Source organism: Mycobacterium sp. NPDC006124, from assembly GCF_040614235.1.
Lineage (GTDB): Bacteria > Actinomycetota > Actinomycetes > Mycobacteriales > Mycobacteriaceae > Mycobacterium.
Window position 1 is genome coordinate 21,516 of record NZ_JBEXUA010000021.1, and the last position, 18,828, is coordinate 40,343.

General features: G+C 69.3%; 15 protein-coding genes. 7 read left to right on the forward strand and 8 right to left on the reverse strand.

Going from position 1 to position 18,828, the window contains the following annotated elements; translation table 11 throughout:
- Positions 1 to 11: 11 nt before the first annotated feature.
- Entirely contained in the window at positions 12 to 1,364 is a 1,353-nt protein-coding gene (locus ABZ195_RS26685; protein WP_355222910.1) for an Ig-like domain-containing protein, read from the forward strand.
- Here ABZ195_RS26685 and dcm read toward each other — a convergent pair.
- Complete coding sequence (gene dcm, locus ABZ195_RS26690; protein ID WP_355222911.1) at positions 1,334 to 2,479, reverse strand: DNA (cytosine-5-)-methyltransferase; 1,146 nt, start codon at positions 2,477 to 2,479, stop codon at positions 1,334 to 1,336. The genes ABZ195_RS26685 and dcm overlap by 31 nt on opposite strands.
- Positions 2,476 to 3,738 carry a DNA cytosine methyltransferase gene (locus ABZ195_RS26695; RefSeq protein WP_355222912.1) on the reverse strand — a complete coding sequence of 421 codons (1,263 nt, stop codon included), beginning with the start codon at positions 3,736 to 3,738 and terminating at the stop codon, positions 2,476 to 2,478. The genes dcm and ABZ195_RS26695 overlap by 4 nt, the downstream gene beginning before the upstream one ends.
- Positions 3,739 to 3,779: 41 nt before the next feature.
- Here ABZ195_RS26695 and ABZ195_RS26700 point away from each other — a divergent pair, with 41 nt between their 5' ends.
- Entirely contained in the window at positions 3,780 to 4,196 is a 417-nt protein-coding gene (locus ABZ195_RS26700) for a very short patch repair endonuclease (RefSeq protein ID WP_355222913.1), read from the forward strand.
- Between the two features lie 68 nt (positions 4,197 to 4,264).
- Complete coding sequence (locus ABZ195_RS26705; protein ID WP_355222914.1) at positions 4,265 to 4,498, forward strand: hypothetical protein; 234 nt, start codon at positions 4,265 to 4,267, stop codon at positions 4,496 to 4,498.
- Here the strand turns inward: ABZ195_RS26705 and ABZ195_RS26710 are convergent.
- Complete coding sequence (locus ABZ195_RS26710; RefSeq protein ID WP_355222915.1) at positions 4,495 to 4,830, reverse strand: GNAT family N-acetyltransferase; 336 nt, start codon at positions 4,828 to 4,830, stop codon at positions 4,495 to 4,497. The two genes, ABZ195_RS26705 and ABZ195_RS26710, sit on opposite strands and share 4 nt — an antisense overlap.
- A 59-nt stretch (positions 4,831 to 4,889) precedes the next feature.
- Here ABZ195_RS26710 and ABZ195_RS26715 point away from each other — a divergent pair, with 59 nt between their 5' ends.
- From ABZ195_RS26715 to ABZ195_RS26725, 3 genes are all read left to right on the forward strand, one after another.
- Entirely contained in the window at positions 4,890 to 5,345 is a 456-nt protein-coding gene (locus ABZ195_RS26715; RefSeq protein ID WP_355222916.1) for a carboxymuconolactone decarboxylase family protein, read from the forward strand.
- Between the two features lie 61 nt (positions 5,346 to 5,406).
- Positions 5,407 to 5,700, forward strand: coding sequence for a protein UsfY (usfY, locus tag ABZ195_RS26720; RefSeq protein ID WP_355222917.1), 294 nt, complete (start codon positions 5,407 to 5,409; stop codon positions 5,698 to 5,700).
- A 115-nt stretch (positions 5,701 to 5,815) separates the two neighbouring features.
- Positions 5,816 to 7,510 carry a DUF222 domain-containing protein gene (locus tag ABZ195_RS26725; protein WP_355222918.1) on the forward strand — a complete coding sequence of 565 codons (1,695 nt, stop codon included), beginning with the start codon at positions 5,816 to 5,818 and terminating at the stop codon, positions 7,508 to 7,510.
- On the opposite strand, the gene recD is transcribed toward ABZ195_RS26725, so the two are convergent.
- The 3 genes from recD to recC form a co-directional block, all read right to left on the reverse strand.
- Positions 7,507 to 9,180, reverse strand: a complete 1,674-nt coding sequence (gene recD / locus ABZ195_RS26730) for an exodeoxyribonuclease V subunit alpha (protein WP_355222941.1) — start codon at positions 9,178 to 9,180, stop codon at positions 7,507 to 7,509. The genes ABZ195_RS26725 and recD overlap by 4 nt on opposite strands.
- A gap of 62 nt (positions 9,181 to 9,242) precedes the next feature.
- Entirely contained in the window at positions 9,243 to 12,542 is a 3,300-nt protein-coding gene (gene recB, locus ABZ195_RS26735; protein WP_355222919.1) for an exodeoxyribonuclease V subunit beta, read from the reverse strand.
- On the reverse strand, positions 12,542 to 15,832 hold the full coding sequence (gene recC, locus ABZ195_RS26740) for an exodeoxyribonuclease V subunit gamma (protein WP_355222920.1): 3,291 nt from the start codon (positions 15,830 to 15,832) through the stop codon (positions 12,542 to 12,544). Before recC ends, recB begins: the two co-directional genes overlap by 1 nt.
- 199 nt (positions 15,833 to 16,031) lie before the next feature.
- Here recC and ABZ195_RS26745 point away from each other — a divergent pair, with 199 nt between their 5' ends.
- Positions 16,032 to 16,766: a hypothetical protein gene (locus tag ABZ195_RS26745; protein WP_355222921.1), complete on the forward strand. Its 735-nt coding sequence runs from the start codon at positions 16,032 to 16,034 to the stop codon at positions 16,764 to 16,766.
- Here ABZ195_RS26745 and ABZ195_RS26750 read toward each other — a convergent pair.
- Positions 16,763 to 17,476 (reverse strand): crotonase/enoyl-CoA hydratase family protein, encoded by a 714-nt coding sequence (locus tag ABZ195_RS26750; protein WP_355222922.1) that lies wholly within the window; start codon positions 17,474 to 17,476, stop codon positions 16,763 to 16,765. The two genes, ABZ195_RS26745 and ABZ195_RS26750, sit on opposite strands and share 4 nt — an antisense overlap.
- Before the next feature lie 14 nt (positions 17,477 to 17,490).
- A complete protein-coding gene (locus tag ABZ195_RS26755; protein WP_355222923.1) occupies positions 17,491 to 18,318 on the reverse strand; it encodes a hypothetical protein in 828 nt (275 codons plus the stop codon).
- Positions 18,319 to 18,828: the final 510 nt, after the last annotated feature.

Consider the following 18,828-nt stretch of genomic DNA (forward strand, 5'->3'; position numbering starts at 1 on the left):
TGCCGTCACACATGTTGCGAAGACTGGCTGTCGACCACCTACCATTGGGTCTCGTCTTCCAGTCAGCGCTGAAAATCAATGGAGTTTCGTTGACGTCTATTCGTCGTGCCCGTGGATCGTGGCTGGCCGCATCGTTCGCGGTGCTGGCCGTGCTCGGTGGTGTCGTGGTCAGCGGGTCCGAGCGGTGTGTGCACGGATGCCAGGTGCTGGCCGCGCCGAAGGATCTGGCCGAGGCGCAGCCCGCCGCCGTCCCCACTTCGACACCCGCCGAGCTGTCCGTCGTCCCCGCCCCGGCGGCCGACAAGGTCAACCCCGCGAGCCCGGTGATGGTCACCGCGACCTCGGGCACCATCACCGACGTCACGATGACCAGCGACAGCGGCAAGGTCATCCCCGGCGTCCTCACTCCGGACCACACCACGTGGAAGCCGACGATCCAGCTCGGTTACGGCCGCGCGTACACGATGACGGTGTCGGCCCGCGGCCCGAACGGGATGCCGTCGCGGCAGGAGTCGACCTTCAGCACGGTGTCCCCGAGCAATCAGACGCAGGTGTACTTCGAGACCACCGACGGCGGGCTGCTGCAGGACGGTGCGACGTACGGCATCGGCGAGGTCGTCGTCGCACACTTCGACGAGTCGATCGCCGACAAGGCCAACGCCGAACGGCATCTCGCCGTGACCACCAACCCGCCGGTCGCCGGCTCCTGGTACTGGGTCGACGATCAGACCGCCCACTGGCGGCCCGCGAAGTACTACGCACCGGGTACGACGGTCACGGTGGCCGGCAACGTCTACGGCACCACGCTCGGCAGCGGTCTGTACGGCCAGGAGGACGAGCACGTCTCGTTCAAGATCGGTGACGCCCACGTCTCGATCGCCGACGACAACACCCACATGGTCAGCGTGTACGACAACGGCAAGCTGGTTCGCACGATGCCCACGTCGATGGGGATGGGCGGCATTCAGACCATCGCGGGCACCACCTTCTCGTTCTTCACCCCGCCCGGGGTGTACACGGTGCTCAGCAAGGCCAACCCGGTGATCATGGACTCCTCGACGTTCGGGCTGCCCACCAATTCCCGGCTCGGCTACAAGGAGTCGATCTCGTATGCCACCAAGATCAGCACCGACGGCATCTACCTGCACCAGCTGAACTCGACGGTTTGGGCCCAGGGCAACACCGACACCTCCCACGGTTGCCTGAACCTCAACGGCGACAACGCCGCATGGTTCTTCGACTTCTCGGTGCCCGGCGACGTCGTCGAGGTCCGCAACACCGGCGGCAAGCCGCTGCAGATCTCGCAGAACGGCGACTGGACGGTGCCGTGGGATCAGTGGCTCAAGGGCAGCAAGCTCACGTAGGCCTGCAGCTCGTCGACTAACCCCTCAGGGAACCGCAGTGACCCCTTCTGCGTTCGACGGATGAATCCGGTTGCCGCCCTTGCCGACAACGGCTTGCCGGGGAACCGGAGGAAGTCCGCCAACGGCAATCGGGGCTGCCACACCGGCCACGGACCCGCGTCGGAGACGTGCACGACGCCGTCGACGTCAGCCCAGGCCGACCGCCGTGGCCACGTGGCGCCCTCCCACCTCTGGTCGGCCGACGCGTCGTAGCGGCCGGGGTCGGCGAGGCGGCCGCCGATCCATGTCGCCACGGGCACGCTCACCGAGTTGCCGACCATCCGCCACCGCTCACCGGTGCGGGCGACCTCCTCGGCAGGTGCGGTCCAGTCGACGGGAAAGCCTTGCAGCCGTTCGGTGTCCCGGAGATCGGGGGTGACGTAGGCGCCCGACGGCAGCCGGATGGCCGGGGGAGACGGCACCCCGATCGACGACCCGCACTTGATCGGCGGTACCGCGTCGACCGCCCAGCCGAAGGAGCGCATGCCCTCGGTCCAGTAGAAGCCGCACGCAACGTCCGGATACCCGCACGCGTCAGGCGGTTTCGCGCAGTCGTCGGCCAGCAGGACCTCACGGGGGTCGCCCACCCGGGAGCCCACCAGATACCAGCGGTTGCGGCGCTGGGGAAGGCCGAAGGCCTGGGTGTCGACGACCCGGTAGGCCCAGCGGTATCCCAGTTCGGTCAGCGCGGACGTCACCACCCGCAGCGCGGCGCCTCGGCTCAGCGATATGAGGAACGGCACGTTCTCCAACACCACCCAGGGCGCGTCCGCACCGTCGAGTAGGCGCAGCACCTCACCGACCAGACTGCTTCTGGCGCCCGCGATTCCGGCCTTGCGACCGACGCTGCTGAGGTCTTGGCACGGGAATCCCGCGACGACGACGTCGGTGCCCCTCGGCAGCGCGGTCACGCCGCGGACGTCACCCTCGAGTTTGGTGTCGGGGAACCGGCGGCGGAGCACGTGCATGGCGGGCGGGGAGTTCTCGACGAGCAGATGAGCGTGGTGCCCGGCGGCCGACATGCCGACCTCGAGGCCGCCGATGCCCGCGAACAGACCGGCAACCCGCAGGCTCACCGGAGCCATTCCAGCGCGACGGCATAGCTCAGCCGCGACGGCACCGCGTTGCCGATCATCCGTGCCAGCGCCGTGCGGCGGGTCACGCCGTCGAAGGAGAACCAATCCGGAATGTATTGCAGCCGAGCGGCTTCATGGGCGGTGATGGTGCGTCGGCGGCTCGGATGGACGTAGCGGCCCATGCACATGCTGTAGAAGCCGGTGGTGACGGTCTGCGAGGGCCGCTCCCACGCCAGGCGGCCGTAGATCGCCTTGTAGCTGTGACCGCCGGACGCGTGGCACGCCGGGCGCTGCCGGTCCGGCAGGTCGAAGTCGCCGTTGTCGAAGAGGTAGTCGATGCGCTGCCGGGTCGCCGGTGCTGAGCGGGCGGGTTCGTCGACCAGGCGGCCGGAGTCCGGCGCCGACTCCAGATCCTGGAACGCCCACGCCACCGAGCGGCCGTTGCGGCGGTGCCGATCGGTGACCTCGGTGACGGTGACGGAGTGCGTCAGGCTCGCCATCAAGACCAGACGTCGCCGGCGCTGCGGGACGCCGATCTGGCTGAGGTCGACCACCCCGACGGACACCCGGTACCCGAGTGCGTCGAGCGCGTCGGCGGTGCGTTGGACGACGGCCCTGCGGTCGTTGACTGCTCCCGGCACGTTCTCGATCAGGATGTGCTGGGGAGCAAGCACTTCGGCGGCCCTGACCATGGTGCGGTACAGCTCGTTCTTGTCGTCGTGGTGTCGCGTGCGGTTGTTGAAGTCGCTGTGTCCTTGGCAGGGCGGACCGCCGACCAACACGTCGACGTCGGCGTGCTGCTTGGCGAGTCGGCGCTCGTTCGAGTTCAGGCGGGTGCCGACCTGTCCCGGGAACACGTCCTCCACGTCCTGGGTGAGGGTGAGCGCGGACGGGAAGTTGTCGGCGTAGGTCTTGGCGGCGACCGCGTCGACGTCGACCGCGAGCACCGGGTCGAACGACCGGTTCAGGGCGCGCGCCGCCTCCGCCAGTCCGATGGACAGCCCACCGCACCCGCTGAACAGGTCGACCACCCGCAGAGCCGTGCCGGCGGCGCCGGTCGGGGGAGCCACCCGGCTCTGCAGCCAGGCGCGTTCGGCTTCGTCGGCGCACGTCGGTCTGGCGTCGGTGCCGCGGTAGCCGGCCATCGCGCTGGCGGTCTGCTTGCCGTCGCGTCGAGACAGGATTCGTTCGTAGCTGCCGGTGCGGGTGCGGAAGCGCTCGAGCGCGACGTCGCGGGCGACGTCGGCGATGGTGCTCACCTGCCGATGGTATGCAGCAGGTTCACCAATAGTGTGGAGGCATGGCCGAGTCCTGGGCGTCCTCACCCGAGGCGCGGACGCGCATGCAGTCCAACAAGAGCCGCGACACCAAGCCGGAGCTCGCGTTGCGTTCGGCGGTGCACGCGCGGGGGCTGCGCTACCGGGTGTCGGCGAAACCCCTCGCCGGGGTGCGGCGGACGGCCGATCTGGTGTTCCCACGGGCCAAGGTCGCGGTGTTCCTCGACGGGTGCTTCTGGCATGGCTGCCCTGCGCACCACACCGTCGCCACGGCCAACGCCAAGTTCTGGGCCGACAAGGTCGAGGCCAATCGCGACCGCGACCGCGACACCGACGGCAAGCTGGCCGACGCCGGCTGGGTGAGCGTGCGGGTGTGGGAGCACGAGGACGCCGCAGAGGCCGCGCGCCGCGTCGAGGAGGTCGTCCGCGGCCGGGTATGACGATCCGCGGAATGAATCCCGCACTCGTTTAGTTGTGCTCACTAGTTCTTCGAGCAACGGGGTGCAACATGATCGATCTCAAGGCCGTCGCAGCTGGTGTCGCCATTTCCGGTGCACTGACGCTCGGATCCCTCGGTGCCGGCGTGGCGAATGCCGCACCCGCCGACCCGAGCGCGCCGACGGTGCAGGGCACCAGCAGCCAGACCGACGACCACGCGGTCGTGCCGTCGCCGTATGCCGCCTACGGCGGGTCCGGCATGTGCGCCACCCCCGGGCTGTACTTCGTGAACATCTGCGCCTAACCGCGCAGCGAGTCGATGATCTCGCGCGTCGGGCGGTCGAGGATGTCGTCGAAGTCGTGGTGCTTCTTGACGTAGGCGGCGACCATCGGACACAGTGCGACGATGCGCCGGCCCTCGGCCCGGGTCGTGGCGAGCGCGTGGGCGATCACAGCGGTGGCAAGCCCTCTGCCGCCGAAGGCCGGTTCGACCTCGGTGTGCACGAACACCCGATGGTCGGCGCGGTCGACGAAACGCGCCAAGCCCACCGTCTGACCCTCGACCTGCACGGTGAACGCATCACCCTCGCGGGTCACCTGGATCGGTGCGCCGGTGTCGTCCGTCAGCTCGGTCATCGCGCTCCCTTGGCTCCGTACGATCGATCCGACACTAACTCCCGAGGACAGGGCGCGCGATGGACACTCCGCACGTACACATCGACAAGCAGACGCCTGACGCCTACCGCGCGATGGTGACGGTCGCGACCGCGGTGACCAAGTCGGCGCGGGAGGCCGGACTGTCCCGCAGCCTCACCGAATTGGTCAACGTCCGCGTCTCGCAGATCAACGGCTGCGCATCGTGTCTCGAGGTGCACCACGCCCGTGCCACGGCGGCCGGAGTCACCGACCGGCAACTCGCCTGCCTGTCGGTGTGGCGCGACACCGAGCTGTTCGACGACCGCGAGCAGGCCGCCCTTCGGCTGGCCGAGATCACCACGACCCTGCCCGACCACGACACCGCCGAGCGTGAATACGGCCGTGCGCGAGCAGTTCTCACCGACGACGAGATGTCGGCGGTGATCTGGGTGGCGACGGCGATCAACGCCTTCAACCGAGTGTCGATTCTGAGTCGGCACCCGGTGCGGCCCTAGCTCTGTGACATGGATCACAATCGGCGTACGATGGCGGCATCTCTCCTGAAAGGAGATGTTCGTGAAGGGTGCTCATCGAGATCCCGTCGACCACTGTCGCACGACCCAGCCGCACGCCGGTGAGTCGTTCATCGACACGCTGTGGCTCCCCGGGCTCATACTCATCATGCTCGGTACCGCCACCATCGCCGGGTTCTTGGCCGCGACCGCCTATCACCGCCCCGAATGGCAACTGCCCCTTGGCTTCATCGCCGGAGCGCTCGTCACCGCGGGCGCCGTCCTGATCACCCTGGAGCATCAACGCGTCAAACGCGTCGAACAGCGCTGGATGCTGGACCATCGGTTGCCCCGCTAGCACGCTGCTCTGACATTTCGGGTGCCCTGGGTGGGGTTGTCCACAGGCTCAGAGTTATCCACAGAACGCTTGTAGCAGAACGCTTTTCGTCACACCTGCGCCGTAGACTGAACTCATGTTCGATCAGTTGGTGGACGCGACGACCGGCACCCGCGGTGCCGGGGCGCTGTGGTCGTGGGCCCGGGTGGAGAACGCCGCGTGCGCCCGTCGGGTCGCTGCGATGGCCGCCATGCTCGACGAGGCCCATGCCTTGTCCGGATCGGCGGATCGGGACCAGTGGTGTCTGGACAATTTCGACGCCGTCGCCGCCCACATCGGCGCGGCGCAAAACATCACCCCCGGCGCGGCCTCCCACCAATTGCTGATTGCGGTCGCACTGCACGAACGCTTCCCCCGCGTGGCCGCGGTGTTCGCCGAGGGGCACATCACCTATGCATTGGTGAAGACCGTGGTGACGCGGGCCGCCCTGGTCATCGACCCCAACGCCCTGAGGACCCTGGATGCACTCCTGGCCGAGGCGTTCGGCGACTGGGAGCCGATGTCGGTGGACAAGACCGAGAAGACCATCGACGCCCATGTCGCCCAAGTCGACCCGCAAGCCGTGCGGCGGACCGAGACGAAGGCGCGGAGTCGATCGGTGGAGATCTCCATCGACGAGGACGGCAGCGGTATGGCCACCCTGTACGCCACCCTCTTCGCCCACGACGCCAAGACGCTGCAGACCCGACTGCGAGCCCTGGCCAACACCGTCTGCCCAGCCGACCCGCGAACCGCCGACCAACTCCGCGCCGACGCCTTCGGCGCTGGCGGGAACGACCGCATGGCCTGCCTCTGCGGCACCGACGACTGCCCCGCCGCCCAAAACCCACCCGCCACCGGAGTGGTGGTCTACATCATCGCCAGTGAAGAGACGCTAGATGGACCGAAGAGTCCACCGGAGTCGCCTGCGCCGAGGCCCGAGACGCCCGCTCAGCCACCGGCAGTCTCCACCGACAAGCGCGACGCCGCCGACGCCGCGGCTGAGGCCGAACCTGATGCCGCATTCGAGCCCGACCCCGCTGCGCGGCAACGCGAGTCACGGCCGACCATGCCCACTACCCCCACCAACGAGTGCGCCGCCCTCGACGGCGACCACCCACCGCTATTCGACAAGCCGCTTCGCGACCTCACCCTGACCGAAGCGATGACCCCCACCCCCGGGAAGCTGGCCAACCTGCGCCCCGCGGCGTTGATGGGTGGACAGTTCCTGCCCGGGGCGATCGCCTGCCGCGCCACCATCGGAGCCACCATCACCCCGATCGTGCACCCCGGCCAAGCGCCGCCGGAGAACCGGTACCGACCGTCGAAGAAGCTGGCCGACTTCGTCCGCTGCCGCGACATGACCTGCCGCTTCCCCGGCTGCCGTGCGCCCGCCACGAATTGCGATGTGGATCATACGATCCCGTGGCCGAACGGACCGACCGCGGCATCCAACCTCAAATGCCTATGCCGTCGACACCACCTGCTGAAAACCTTCTGGGGTGGTGAGAATGGTTGGCGCGACAAGCAACTCGACGACGGCACGATTTTGTGGACTGCTCCGGATGGCCAGGAATTCATCACCACACCCGGCAGCCGACTGCTCTTCCCGGAACTCAGCGCACCTACGGCGACGATTGCGACGACGGGAAGACCCACGCCGCACACCGACGGACTATCCATGCCGCGGCGCAGAATCACCCGCGCCCAAGACCACGCCGCGCGGATCGCAGCCGAACGACGTCTCAACGGCACCGATGGCCCGCGCGTCGAAGGGACGTCCGGACTCTAGCTTGAATTGCGTAGACGCAACGCCAGTCCCGTCGCCCTGACCGCACGCTTGTCGATCGCAGCCCGCACCTCGTCGGCCGACCCCACGACCCGCACCTTGGTCTTGGCCCGTGTGACGGCGGTGTAGAACAGCTCGCGGGTCAGCAAGCGTGAGTCGACCGGGGGCATCAACACCGTCACCTCCGCGGCCTGCGAGCCCTGGCTCTTGTGGATCGTCATGGCGTACATCGTGTCCAGATCGGGCAACCGGCTGGTGGCGAAGGCCTTCGGTTCGCCGCCGCCGGCGATCGCGGCGCGCAGGCCGTCCGGCCCGTTGACCGTCACCCCGGTGTCGCCGTTGTACAGGCTCAGCCCATAGTCGTTGGCCGTGACCAAGACCGGACGCCCCACGTACCAGTCCGACCAGATCGGCTCGCCCGTCGCCTCGGTCAGCCAACGCTCCACCTGCCGGTTCCAGTGCTGCACGCCATGGGGCCCGCGTCGGTGGGCGCACAGCAGGCGGTGCTCGTCGAGCGTGTGCAACGCCGCCCGGGCGTCACCCAGGATCGCGGCCTGCCGGAGTGAGAGTGCCTGTGGCAGAAGAACGTTGCGCAACGCGGCGGACGGGTCGTCGTCGACCATCCACTCGACGTGGTCACCACCTGCCTCGAGCACCGCGATCGCCGCGTCGGCGTCACCGTCGCGGATCGCGGCGGCCAGTGCGCCGATCGACTCCCCGAAGCGGTGCGACGTGCGGAGCGCGACCACCGGTGAACCGGTGTCCGGACCGAGGCCGTCGACCAGATCGGCCAGCACGGCCCCGGCGTCGACCGAGGCCAGCTGGTCGGGGTCGCCGACCAGCAGCAGCCGCGACTGAGGCCGCACGGCCTCGAGCAACCGCGCCATCATGGTCAGCGACACCATCGACGTCTCGTCGACCACGATCACGTCGTGCGGCAACCGGTTGCCACGGTGATGGCGAAAGCGCGACGAACTGTCGGGTCGGCTGCCCAGAAGGCGGTGCAACGTGGTGGCCTGCAACCCCGACAGGCGTCGCTGGTCGACCAGGTCGAGCTTCTCGATCTCTTGGCCGACCGCCTGCTGCAACCTGGCGGCGGCCTTGCCGGTGGGTGCGGCCAGGGCGATGCGCAGCCGCCGTCCTGACGCGGCCTGCCCGGCGAACAGCGCCAGCAATCGTGCGACAGTAGTCGTCTTGCCGGTGCCAGGGCCGCCGGTGAGGACGGTGACCCGTTGCGCGAGGGCGATTTCGGCGGCTTCGCGCTGCTCCTCGTAGCCCGTGGGGAAGAGTCGTTCGACGTCGGCCGTCGGCATGACCGCGCCGCGCGACACCATCGCCCGCAGGTCCTCGGCGACCTGCACCTCCTCGCGCCAGTACCGGTCGAGGTAGAGCAGGTGCTCCTGGCGCCGCAGAACATGGGGCGCCTCCAGCAGCGGGCTGGCCCACACCGCCGCGAGCCAGTCCTCGACCGCGGGCCAGGGCAGGTCGGAGACGTCCACCTGCGACTGCACCGACCGCAGATCCAGACACACCGAGCCGGCGCGCAACCCGCGCACCACCAGCGCCAGCGCCAGTGACACCCGCTCGTCGTCCTCCTTGGCCAGAGCGCACAGTCGTCGAGCGACCAGCACGTCCGCGGCGTCGAGGACCGCGGCGTCGTTGAACACCGCCAGCAGCCCGGTAGCCCCGACCGCTCGACGCCAGCTCGCGGCGTCCTCGGTCTGCTCGGCCGCGGTCACGAGCTCACCGTCCCCGCGTCGAGCAGCGCGGACATGGCCACCACGAGTGCCGCCGGTGGCTGCCAGTCGAAGACCCCCGCCGGATGCCCGTCGAGCACCGGGGTGTCGGCGCCGCACATGCCCCGGACGAACAGGTACAGCACCCCGCCGAGGTGTTCCTCCGGCACGTATCCCGGTAGCCGCCACCGCAGGAACCTGTGCAGCACCACGCTGTACAGCAGCGCCTGCAGCGGATAGTCCGAGTGCAGCATCGCCTCGACGAGGCGTTCGCGCTCGTAGTCCGCCGACGTCAGCGCACCGTCCCCGTCACCCAGCCAGTTCGACTTGTAGTCGACGACCACATAGCGGTGACCATTGCCCGAGGGGATGCGCAGCACCGCGTCCACCGATCCGTTGAGGTACCCGCGCAACGTCTGGCGGCCCAGAGCATCGCCGGTCAGCCGCTCGGCGTAACTCGCCAGCGGATCTCCCGGGGGCAGGTGCTCGGCGACCAGCCGCCCGACGTCGCAAAGCGTGATCCGCGGCGCCGTGGCACGCAGGTCACCACCGGCCAGTGGGAACTCGAAGTCCAACTCTCGCAGGCGGTCTGGCATACCAATCTGGCGCAGGGTGAGATCGCCGGCCAGTGGACCGAGCGGTGTGTCGTGCATGGGCACCAACGCAGCGGCGAGGTCGGCCGGGGGAACGTCGACCGGCCACCACACCGAGTGCTCCACGATCCGCGCCTCGAGTTCGGTGGCCAGGTCGGCGGCGAACGGGTCGGCGGTCTCGAGGACCGCGTGCACGAGGGTGCCGAACGTCGCGCCCTTCGGCAGGTCGGCCATCGGTGACGGCACCGCAGGCCCCGTCGGCGGCTTCAGCAGCGGAAGGTCGCCCACCTCGTCGTCGAGGGCGACGACCTCCGGTTCGCTGCTGACACCCGATGTCTCGGCTGCGCGGATCAAGCCCGAGTACGACGTGCGACGCCACGTGGTGTCGATGGAACGGTGAAAGTGCCTGGCGTTCAAACCCGTCGGCGGTGGATCGGTGGGCGGCCGCGGCGCCGGGGTGAGCACCGATTCCTCCAGCACCGGGCCGCCGACGGTCTCCCACTCGCGCAGCAGTGCGAGTGCGGCGTCGTCGGTGATCTTGCCGGGCACGCAGCGGTTGGGCACCACGGGCTGGCCGGGCTGGCGGCCGCGCAACAGTCGGGACAATCCACCGTTGGGCTCGTCGTTGGCCGGCGCCCACCACGCGACGACCTGGGACTGCGCCCGTGTCATCGCCACGTAGGTCAGGCGGCTGTCGTCACCGGCGGCCTCCTCGCGGCCGAGCCGTTCCACCTCGCGGTAGTCGGGGCTGTCCTTGCCGCCGACGTGCAGGCAACGAATGGGCCCGTCGTGGAACAGGATCAGGTCGCGCTCGGGCACCCAGCGGTTGAACGCGAACGGCAGGTACACGATGGGGTACTGCAACCCCTTGCTGACCCACACCGTCATGATCTGCACGGCGGCCGCGTCGCTGTCGAGCCGACGGTTGCGTTCGCCTGCCCCGCCGCGGTCGTCGCGCTCGGTGCGCAACCAGTCCCGCAGGGCCGGCAGCGAGTGGTGCTCGCGATGCGCCACGTCCTGCAGCAGTTGCGTCATGTGTGCCAGGTCGGTCATGTGTCGCTCGCCGTCGCGCCACCCCAGCACGCGCTCGAGCATGCCGTTGAGTTGGGCGGCCTCGAGGATCGCCGCGACGCCGCGTTCGCGGGCGTGACCGGCCCACTCCCGCAGCGTCTCCGCGATCTCGTCTGTCAGGTCGTCGCCGCCGCGCACCAGATCCTCGGCGGTCTTGCCGAAGAACATCGTCGCCGCGGCCGCGCGCACCAGGCCGGCGCGGTGTGGTTGGTCGAACGCCTCCAGCAGCGACAGCCAGTCGTCGGCGGCCTGCGAGGCGAAGATGTCCGAGTCGCCGGTGTAGACCGCCGGGATCCCGGCGCGGCCCAAGGCCTGCTGGCACACCCGGGCGTCCTTGTGGGTCTCGACGATGACGGCGACGTCGCCGGCCTGCACCGGTCGGCCGTCGAACGTCGCGCCGCTCGCAAGCAAGGCGCCGACGTCGTTGGCGAGGTCCCGGCCGATGTGCTGGCGCAGGTCGTTGATCGAGACGTTCTGAGTTCCGCGGCGCCCGAACGTCGTTCGGTTGACGACGCGGAGGCGGAACGGTTCGTCGTTCGGTGCGCCGAGCAGCCGGCACCCCCGGTTGGCGGCCTCGACGTCGTGGACCACGATCGCGGGGTCCCCGAGTTGGGCACCTCCGAGCACGGCCTGCAACCTCTTGACCAGGGCGCCGTCGCTACGCCAGTTGACGCCGAGGGTCTTCTTGGCACCCGCGGTCTCGGCGGCGCTGAGATAGGTGACGATGTCGCCACCGCGGAAGGCGTAGATGGCCTGCTTCGGGTCGCCGATGAGGATGACCGTCGACCGGCCGCTGAACGCGCGGTCGATCACCTGCCACTGCACGGGGTCGGTGTCCTGGAATTCGTCGACCATCACGATGGGCCACCGCCGGTGCATGCGAATCCTCGCGGGGGAGTCCTCCGCGTCCAGAGCCGCTGCCAGCCGGGTCAGCAGATCGTCGTAGCCGAGGATGCCCTGCCTGCGCTTGCGCGTCTCCAGTTCGGCCACGACGTGTGTGGCGAAGGTGACGCACACCGCGGCCCGCGATTCCGGTGCCGGGTCGAGCGGGCGAAGCTCGGTTGCCGGGTTGTTCACGACCTCGCGCGCCAGCTTGAGGGCATCGGGATAACTCAGGGCGGGGTCGTCACGCTGCTGACCGAAGTGCGCCAGGTAGAGGTCGTCGACGACCTCGGTGACGAGATCGGTCAGGCTCTCCACCAGCGTCACCCGGGAGTCCGAATCGCCGGCGACACCGAGCGACTTGAGTACCAGTTGGCAGAACTGGTGGGTGGTGGCGATCGTTGCGGCGTCGAAGTCGGCCAGCGCGTCCCGCAGCCGCTGCCTGCGGTCCTCGCGCTCGGCGTCGGTGCCCCTCAGCAGATGGGCGACCAGTTCGTTGTCGCCGACGGTCGACGGGTCGTCGAATGCCGTTGCGGACTCAGTGATTTGACGGCGAACCCGGTCGCGCAACTCCTGGCTGGCGGCCCGGCCGAAGGTGATCAGCAGCATCTGGTCGAGCGTGGCCACGCCCTCGGCGACGTAGCGCGTGACCAACCCGGCGAGGGCGAACGTCTTGCCGGTGCCGGCGCTGGCCTCCAGCACCGTGGTGGAGGCGGTGGCGGGCAGCTGCCCGGTGAGGTCGAAGCGGTCCATCAGATGCCAACTTCGGCGCGAAGCATCGGCAGCCACAGCCGCGCCGAGTAGGCACCGAGGCGATGGGTCTCCCCGTCGACCTCCTCACCCGGCCGCAGCGGTGCCATGAGCCGGGACAGCCAGGCGTTGGCTCCCCACGCCCGGACCTGTGCCGGGTCCTGGTCCTCGCCGGGGTAGTTGCCCGACCGCCACCGGAAGGACGCCTCACGTTCGGGGTCACCGCCCTCGTGCCGGGCGGCCGCCCACGCATAGGACGTCTTGACGGGCAGGGGTAGCGGCTCGAGACGCCCGGCGTCGTAGATCGCCACGAGATCGCCGAGGAGGTCGGTCGCCGGCTGGTCCGGTCGTGCGAGCGCACGCTCAATCGGTCGGCTCGAGCGGCGGGCCCGACCGATGCAGACCGCCGACCAGTCCCGCTCTGGATGCGCAGCGAACAACGCCAACAACGGAATCCAGGAGGCCAGCAGATGCTTGCCGTCGAGCTTGGAGTAGGTGACCGAGACCAGACGGTCGTCGAACACCGGCGACACCGTGCCCGTCAACCGTCGTCCCGCGCCCAGGTCGACGTCCACGTCGAAGGCCTCCCCGACGGTGTCGAGGCCGGCCTTCCGATGCCCCAGGGCCGTCGACGCGAGCATGGTCGCCTGCTCGCGCAGTTCTCCGGCCTTGCGCCACCCGAGTTGCCCCGGCGGCAGGGTGCCGCGGCGCCACTCGGCCTGACGCGCGTCGTCCGGGCTCATGCCGCGCATCATGTCGGTCAGCATGCGGTCGCCGACCGCCCACTGCTCCAGGGCGTCGATGTCGACCGAGATCTCGTCGGAGACGCCGTCGACGTCCCACGGCAGGGTGTATTCGAGGGCGCGGAAGAACCCCTTCACGGGATCCTTGAAGAAGGTGACCAGATCGGCCAGCGCGACGTCGTCGTGCGGCCGGGCGGGCAGCGGACCGGACACGAACGGCGGCTGCTCGGACCGCTCGCCGGTACTCGCCCGGGCGGCCTTGAGCACCGTCGCGTCGAAGGTGAACGGCACGTCGGGCACCAACCTGCCGGGCATGACGTTGCGAATATCGAAGGGCTGCAACGGATGATGGACCACGACCCGCTCGCGAACGGGATGCGGCGTGGTCGCGTCCACGGCGTCGAGCAGCTCGGCCAGCGGCACCGCCGGCGGCCGAGGTTGGCCGGAGTTGGCGTTGGCGCCGGTGTAGGTGACCACCAACTTCTCGGTGGCCGCGCCGATCGCGTCGAGCAACAGCTGCCGGTCCTCGGATCTGGTGTCGCGCTCACCGGTCAGCGGATTGCGGGCCAGCACGTCGTCCCCGTCGACGATTCCCTGCCGAGGGAACGTGCCGTCGTCGAGGCCGACCAGGCAGACCACCCGGTGCGGCACCGACCGCATGGGCACCATGGTGCACACCGTCAGGGTGCCGGTGCGGAAGTTGGCGCGAGTCGGACGTCCCGCGAGGTGACGCGCCAGCAGCGCCTTGACGTCGGGCAAGCGCAGCACCGTGGTCCGGCGGGCGCCGGAATCGCGTAGCACCTCACCGAATTCGCGTTGCATCTGACTGACCTGCCAGGCGTCGGCGTCGTCGACCCGCGTCATCATCTCGATGCCCGCGGCGAGTGCCCCCAGCCAATGCTCCAGCGGATGGTCGCCGGTGAGCGTCTCGACGGTGCGCTGCAACCGGTCGACGAACTCGGCGAGTCGACCGGCCAGTTCCACGCGGTTGCCGTCGACGTCGTCCAGCGGCAGGGTGGCGCCGACCCAGGCATGGGCGTCGTCGGACATGGCCACCCCTGCGAGCACCCTGTCGACGCCGAAACGCCATGTGTTGTGGACGAAGTCGACGCCGTAGGGCTGGCGGTGCTCCTGGTCGAACCCCCACCGGACGTTCGCCTGGCGGACCCAGCGGGTGACGTCCTCGAGAGCGTCGTCGGTGAAGCCGAAACGTGCCCGCACCGGCGCGGACTGGGCCAGGTCGAGCACCTCGCTGGCGGTGACCCGACTGCCGGCCAGCGCCAGCAGTTGCGATGCCACGCCCAGCAGCGGATTGGTCTGCACCAGTGAGCGGTCCGCGAGCCGCATCCGGAGTTGATGGGCCGGGTGCGCGCCGCGCAGGACGTCGCCGAGGCCGAAGTCGGCGTTGATCAAGGGGGCGTAGGCCTCGACGTCGGGGCACATCACCAGGATGTCGCGCGGCTCCAGGGTCGGATCATCGACGAGCAGACCCAGCAGCACCTCGCGCAGCACGTCGACCTGACGGGCCTGGCCGTGGCAGGCGTGCACCTGCACGGATCGGTCGTCGGCGGCGACCGTCCGGCCGGACGGTCGAACGGCATTGGCGGCGATGTCGGACTGCAGCCACCCCAGCAGCGTCGCGGGGTGGTCCCGGCCTTGCAGATACTCGTCGGTCGGCAACTCGGCGGGCAGCACGAGCTGCAGCTCACGCAGATCCCTGCCGAGGGTGGCGAGCAGAGGGTGGTGCACGGCGCGGTGGCTGGTGTCGTCGCGGCGGGGCACGGGGCCACGGGTACCGGCCAGCGCGCGCCACAGGTGGTCGCTGGGATGCGGCAACCACAGGTGTACGTCGTGGTGGGTGGACAACGCGGCGAGGAGTTCGATCTCGGTGACCGGCAGCCGGGTGTGGCCGAACAGCGACAGGCGCGGCGGCAGGTCGGACTGCGAGGCACGCAGGCGCGCAACGGTTTCGCGGTGGCGCACGTGGGGAGGGTCGGCGTCGACGCGGCTGACGAGGGCCTGCCACAGCGGAGGTTGCCACTCGAGGTCGGGGTCGAGGTCGACGATGCCGTCGCGCCACTCGGCGAGAAGCCGTGGCCGCTGCCTGGCGTAGGAGGCGAAGAGTCCCGCGAGCCGGCGGGCCACCGAGTAGCGCCGGCCCTGCCGCAGCTCCCGCTCCTCGCCGGTGGCGAAGTGGCCAAGGTGGGCGGCCAGCGGCCGGCACCACGGCTCGTCGAGGCTTTCGTCGATCACCTCGAGCAGCGGCCAGACCATGGCGTCCGGAGACCACGGATCCCGCTCGGCGGTGCCGGTGATCTCGGCGATCAGCGAATGCGGGTTCCTGAACTCGATCCCCGCGCAGACGCCGTCGGTGCCCGCGGCGCGGCCGAGGACGTGGGACAGGCGCTGGCTCAGCCACCGTTCGACCCCGCGGGCGGGCACCAGCACCAACTCCATCTTGAACGGGTCGTCGAGCGGGTGGCCCAGGAGAGCGCCCAGACCGTCGGCCAGGAGGTCGGTCCGCTCGGCACGGTGCAGGTGAAGCGACATTGGACGTCAGCCTAGGGGGCACCGCCGACAGGGAGGTCCGGAATTCCTACCGTGCTGGCCGCTCGCTCTCAGGGAACATCCAGGAAGGGCGCATACCGTTGTCGTCGAAGCTTCCCCCCAAGCTTCACCGATGACTCGGCCCCGTCACACCTCCCCCCCTGTGGTGACGGGGCCGAGATCGTCACTAGGGTCCAACACGATGGCCGACAACCAGCGCCGAGACCAGTGGGTCCAGATCCTGCGCCGTGCCGACGACGAACTCGACGACTCCGCGCGGCGGGCCATGGCCGCCGCGTGCCGCGACCTCCCGCCCGACGCACCGTCAGCCGAGGTGATTCGTCAGGTCGACCGCGCGGTGGAGGCGCTCGACGGACACCGCGTGGCCGCCGCGTCCGCACCCCGGACCGAGGACGTCGAAACTGCCTGCACGGCACTGCGTTCGGCGGCCGCCGCACAGGCCGAGGCGGAACGCGTCGCGGACAGCCTCGCCGCCGACCGCATCCAGTTCCTCGAAACCAGCCTGGAGTTCCACGACCGGCACGGAACGCAACCTTGCCCCGTGTGCGCCGCGAGCACCCTGGACGACGAATGGGTGGTGCGGGCGCGGGCGGCGCTGGCCGCGGAGAAGGACGCCGCCGCAGCACTGCGGGTCGCCCGGTCGGCGGCGCACCGAGCCCGCCAGGCGCTGACCGCACTGATTCGGACGGTGCAGGCGCCCCCGGATGACGACGCCGGACTGTCGGCGGTCCCCGAGGCGCGCGCGGCCCACCAGGGGTTCACCGCTGCGGCTGCCGACGACGACGTCGCCCAGGCCGAGCAGGTGGCCGCGGCATTGCCTCGGCTCCGGCAGGCCTATGCGACGCTCGGTCTTGCTGCCGAGGCCGAGCTGGTGACTGCTCGCCGGGCGCAGACGTGGCTGGCCGCCGGAGGCTAGCTGCGGGTGAATTCGTCGGGCAGTCCGTCGATGCCCGCCCGGATCGCGGTGATCGCGTCCATGCGGGCCTTGAGCTTGCTGGCTCGGTGCGCCTTGGCGTTGAGCCCCGCGGCGGCCTCGGCGGCGACGTCGTGGGCGCGCGCCAGCACGTTGCCGTCCTCGACCATCTCGTCGAGCCAGCCGGCACGGACGGCCTCGTCACCGACGAACACCGCTGCCATCGAGACTGCGCGCTGAAATGCCGAGCGGGTCAACCGGTTTCGCATGATCTCGATGGCCGAGATTGGCAGCACCATGCCGATCGCGACCTCGTTGGCCTGGCATCGCGAGCTGGGCGAACCAACCCGGTGATCGCCGCTGAGCATCAGGAACGACCCCATCGCGATGGCCGGACCGGTCGCGGCCATGATCACCGGCACCGGGAAGCTCAGCAACCGGATCGACAGCTCGAATCCGCCGGAGAGCATGCCTAGTGCCGCGGCGGCGTCCCCGGAGTTGAACACGCTGAGGTCGAACCCCGCGCTGAACACCCGCGAGTTGCCGGCGAGGACCAACGCCTTGACCTCGCCCTCGGCGGCGGCCGCCTCAGCGCGGTCGAGTGCTTCGTTCAGGTTCTGCTGCATCGTCGGGGACAGCACGTTGACCTTGCCGTCGTCGAGCGTGATCCTGGCGACGGACTCGGCCTGCGCGTAGGCAACGGTGCTTGTCATGCGCCCGATGGTACTTAGCGGGTCGGCGCGGAATGACGCCCAGCCGTCCCGTTCTGGATCCAGGGGAAGTCCAGTTCGGTGGTCTCGTCGAACTGACGCGTCCGCCAGCGGTCCTGAACCTCGGCCACCGCCTTGTTCATCCGGTCGATCTCTGCGCGGAACACGTCGGTCTGAGTTTCCTTGGACGCATAGTGGAAGTAGGACAGCACGCTGCGGAGCAGTTCGAGCTTCTGCTTCTCGCGCTTGGCCAGATCGTGGGTGGTCATCAACTCGATGCGCTGCACCGGTTGCAGCGTGCCCCAGTCCAAGCGGAACTTCGTCTCATAGGGCTGGCCCTTGGACTTCCTCGTTCGGGCGGCGGCCCGGGGCTTGTCGGAGTACGTCAGCGAGCCGTCGAACCGGTCCTGAATCGACCCCCCGAGTTCTGCGCGGCTGATCGCCGAATCCCACACCGTGCGCCATTCTTGCCCAGGCGCGAGGTACGGCAACTCGCCGGGCAGGTCCAGTTCGGCCACCTCGGGTGGGGCGTCGAGCTGGGCGTCCTCGTAGGCGGCGACGGTCGGATGGTGGACGAAGTCCAGCCGGATGTCGTGGGCGGCCGTCTGGCCGAAGTTGCGCACCACCAGTTCGATGACGTGCCAGTCCGAGGCGTGCGGTTCCATGTACATGGAGACCTGCGGACGCACCTGTTCGGTCTTGAGCTCCCGGCTACGCTTGAGCTGGCGGTTTGCCCAAAACAGCACCACGATCCCCAGGGCCAACGCCGCCCAGGCGGCAATCGCCAGCCAACCGCCGGATCCAAGGTTGCTCAGATGCTCGAGCCGTTCGTTGATCCAGTCCATACGCGCCTGCCTCGTCGACCTGCATTTGCCAGAGACCCTAGTGCGTCCTTGACGATGGCGTAAACCTCAGCAGGCATGGTTGTTAGCCAATTGGCAGGTTGGCCACATGTCGCGAACGGCCGGAAAGGCCCTTTGCCCGAGGGGCTGGTGATCCCTTGCCCGTGCGTGGGGAACCGGACGATCCGTGGAGCCACACTGCCTACGTTGTCGAAAAATAAAGCATCACAGTAGAATTCGCTTACCCTCGGTCAGGTGTCATCGGCTGCGAGTCCCTGGCTGCGAATTGCCCCCCGGCGCGGACGGCATTGCTGAGTGCATCACGGTCGGATGCGCTGGTCGGCTGCCCCTGCCGTCACGACCGCGACGCCGAAGATGTCCGGCTCGGTGTGAGTGCCCTGTGCTCCGAGCCTGAATTCGCGTTGCTGAACTATCCGCCAATTTCCGCTCGCACCTAGGAACTCTTAGCCTTCGCACAGCATCGCCATGGGCTGCGCACAGACCCGCGACCTA

What these genes read in the sequence shown, in the direction of transcription:
- ABZ195_RS26685 (WP_355222910.1), top strand. Translation starts at nt 12, where the DNA reads ATGTTGCGAAGACTGGCTGTCGACCACCTACCATTGGGTCTCGTCTTC.
- ABZ195_RS26700 (WP_355222913.1), top strand. Translation starts at nt 3,780, where the DNA reads ATGGCCGAGTCCTGGGCGTCCTCACCCGAGGCGCGGACGCGCATGCAG.
- ABZ195_RS26705 (WP_355222914.1), top strand. Translation starts at nt 4,265, where the DNA reads ATGATCGATCTCAAGGCCGTCGCAGCTGGTGTCGCCATTTCCGGTGCA.
- ABZ195_RS26710 (WP_355222915.1), bottom strand. Translation starts at nt 4,830, where the DNA reads ATGACCGAGCTGACGGACGACACCGGCGCACCGATCCAGGTGACCCGC.
- ABZ195_RS26715 (WP_355222916.1), top strand. Translation starts at nt 4,890, where the DNA reads ATGGACACTCCGCACGTACACATCGACAAGCAGACGCCTGACGCCTAC.
- ABZ195_RS26725 (WP_355222918.1), top strand. Translation starts at nt 5,816, where the DNA reads ATGTTCGATCAGTTGGTGGACGCGACGACCGGCACCCGCGGTGCCGGG.
- recB (WP_355222919.1), bottom strand. Translation starts at nt 12,542, where the DNA reads ATGGACCGCTTCGACCTCACCGGGCAGCTGCCCGCCACCGCCTCCACC.
- recC (WP_355222920.1), bottom strand. Translation starts at nt 15,832, where the DNA reads ATGTCGCTTCACCTGCACCGTGCCGAGCGGACCGACCTCCTGGCCGAC.
- ABZ195_RS26745 (WP_355222921.1), top strand. Translation starts at nt 16,032, where the DNA reads ATGGCCGACAACCAGCGCCGAGACCAGTGGGTCCAGATCCTGCGCCGT.
- ABZ195_RS26750 (WP_355222922.1), bottom strand. Translation starts at nt 17,476, where the DNA reads ATGACAAGCACCGTTGCCTACGCGCAGGCCGAGTCCGTCGCCAGGATC.
- ABZ195_RS26755 (WP_355222923.1), bottom strand. Translation starts at nt 18,318, where the DNA reads ATGGACTGGATCAACGAACGGCTCGAGCATCTGAGCAACCTTGGATCC.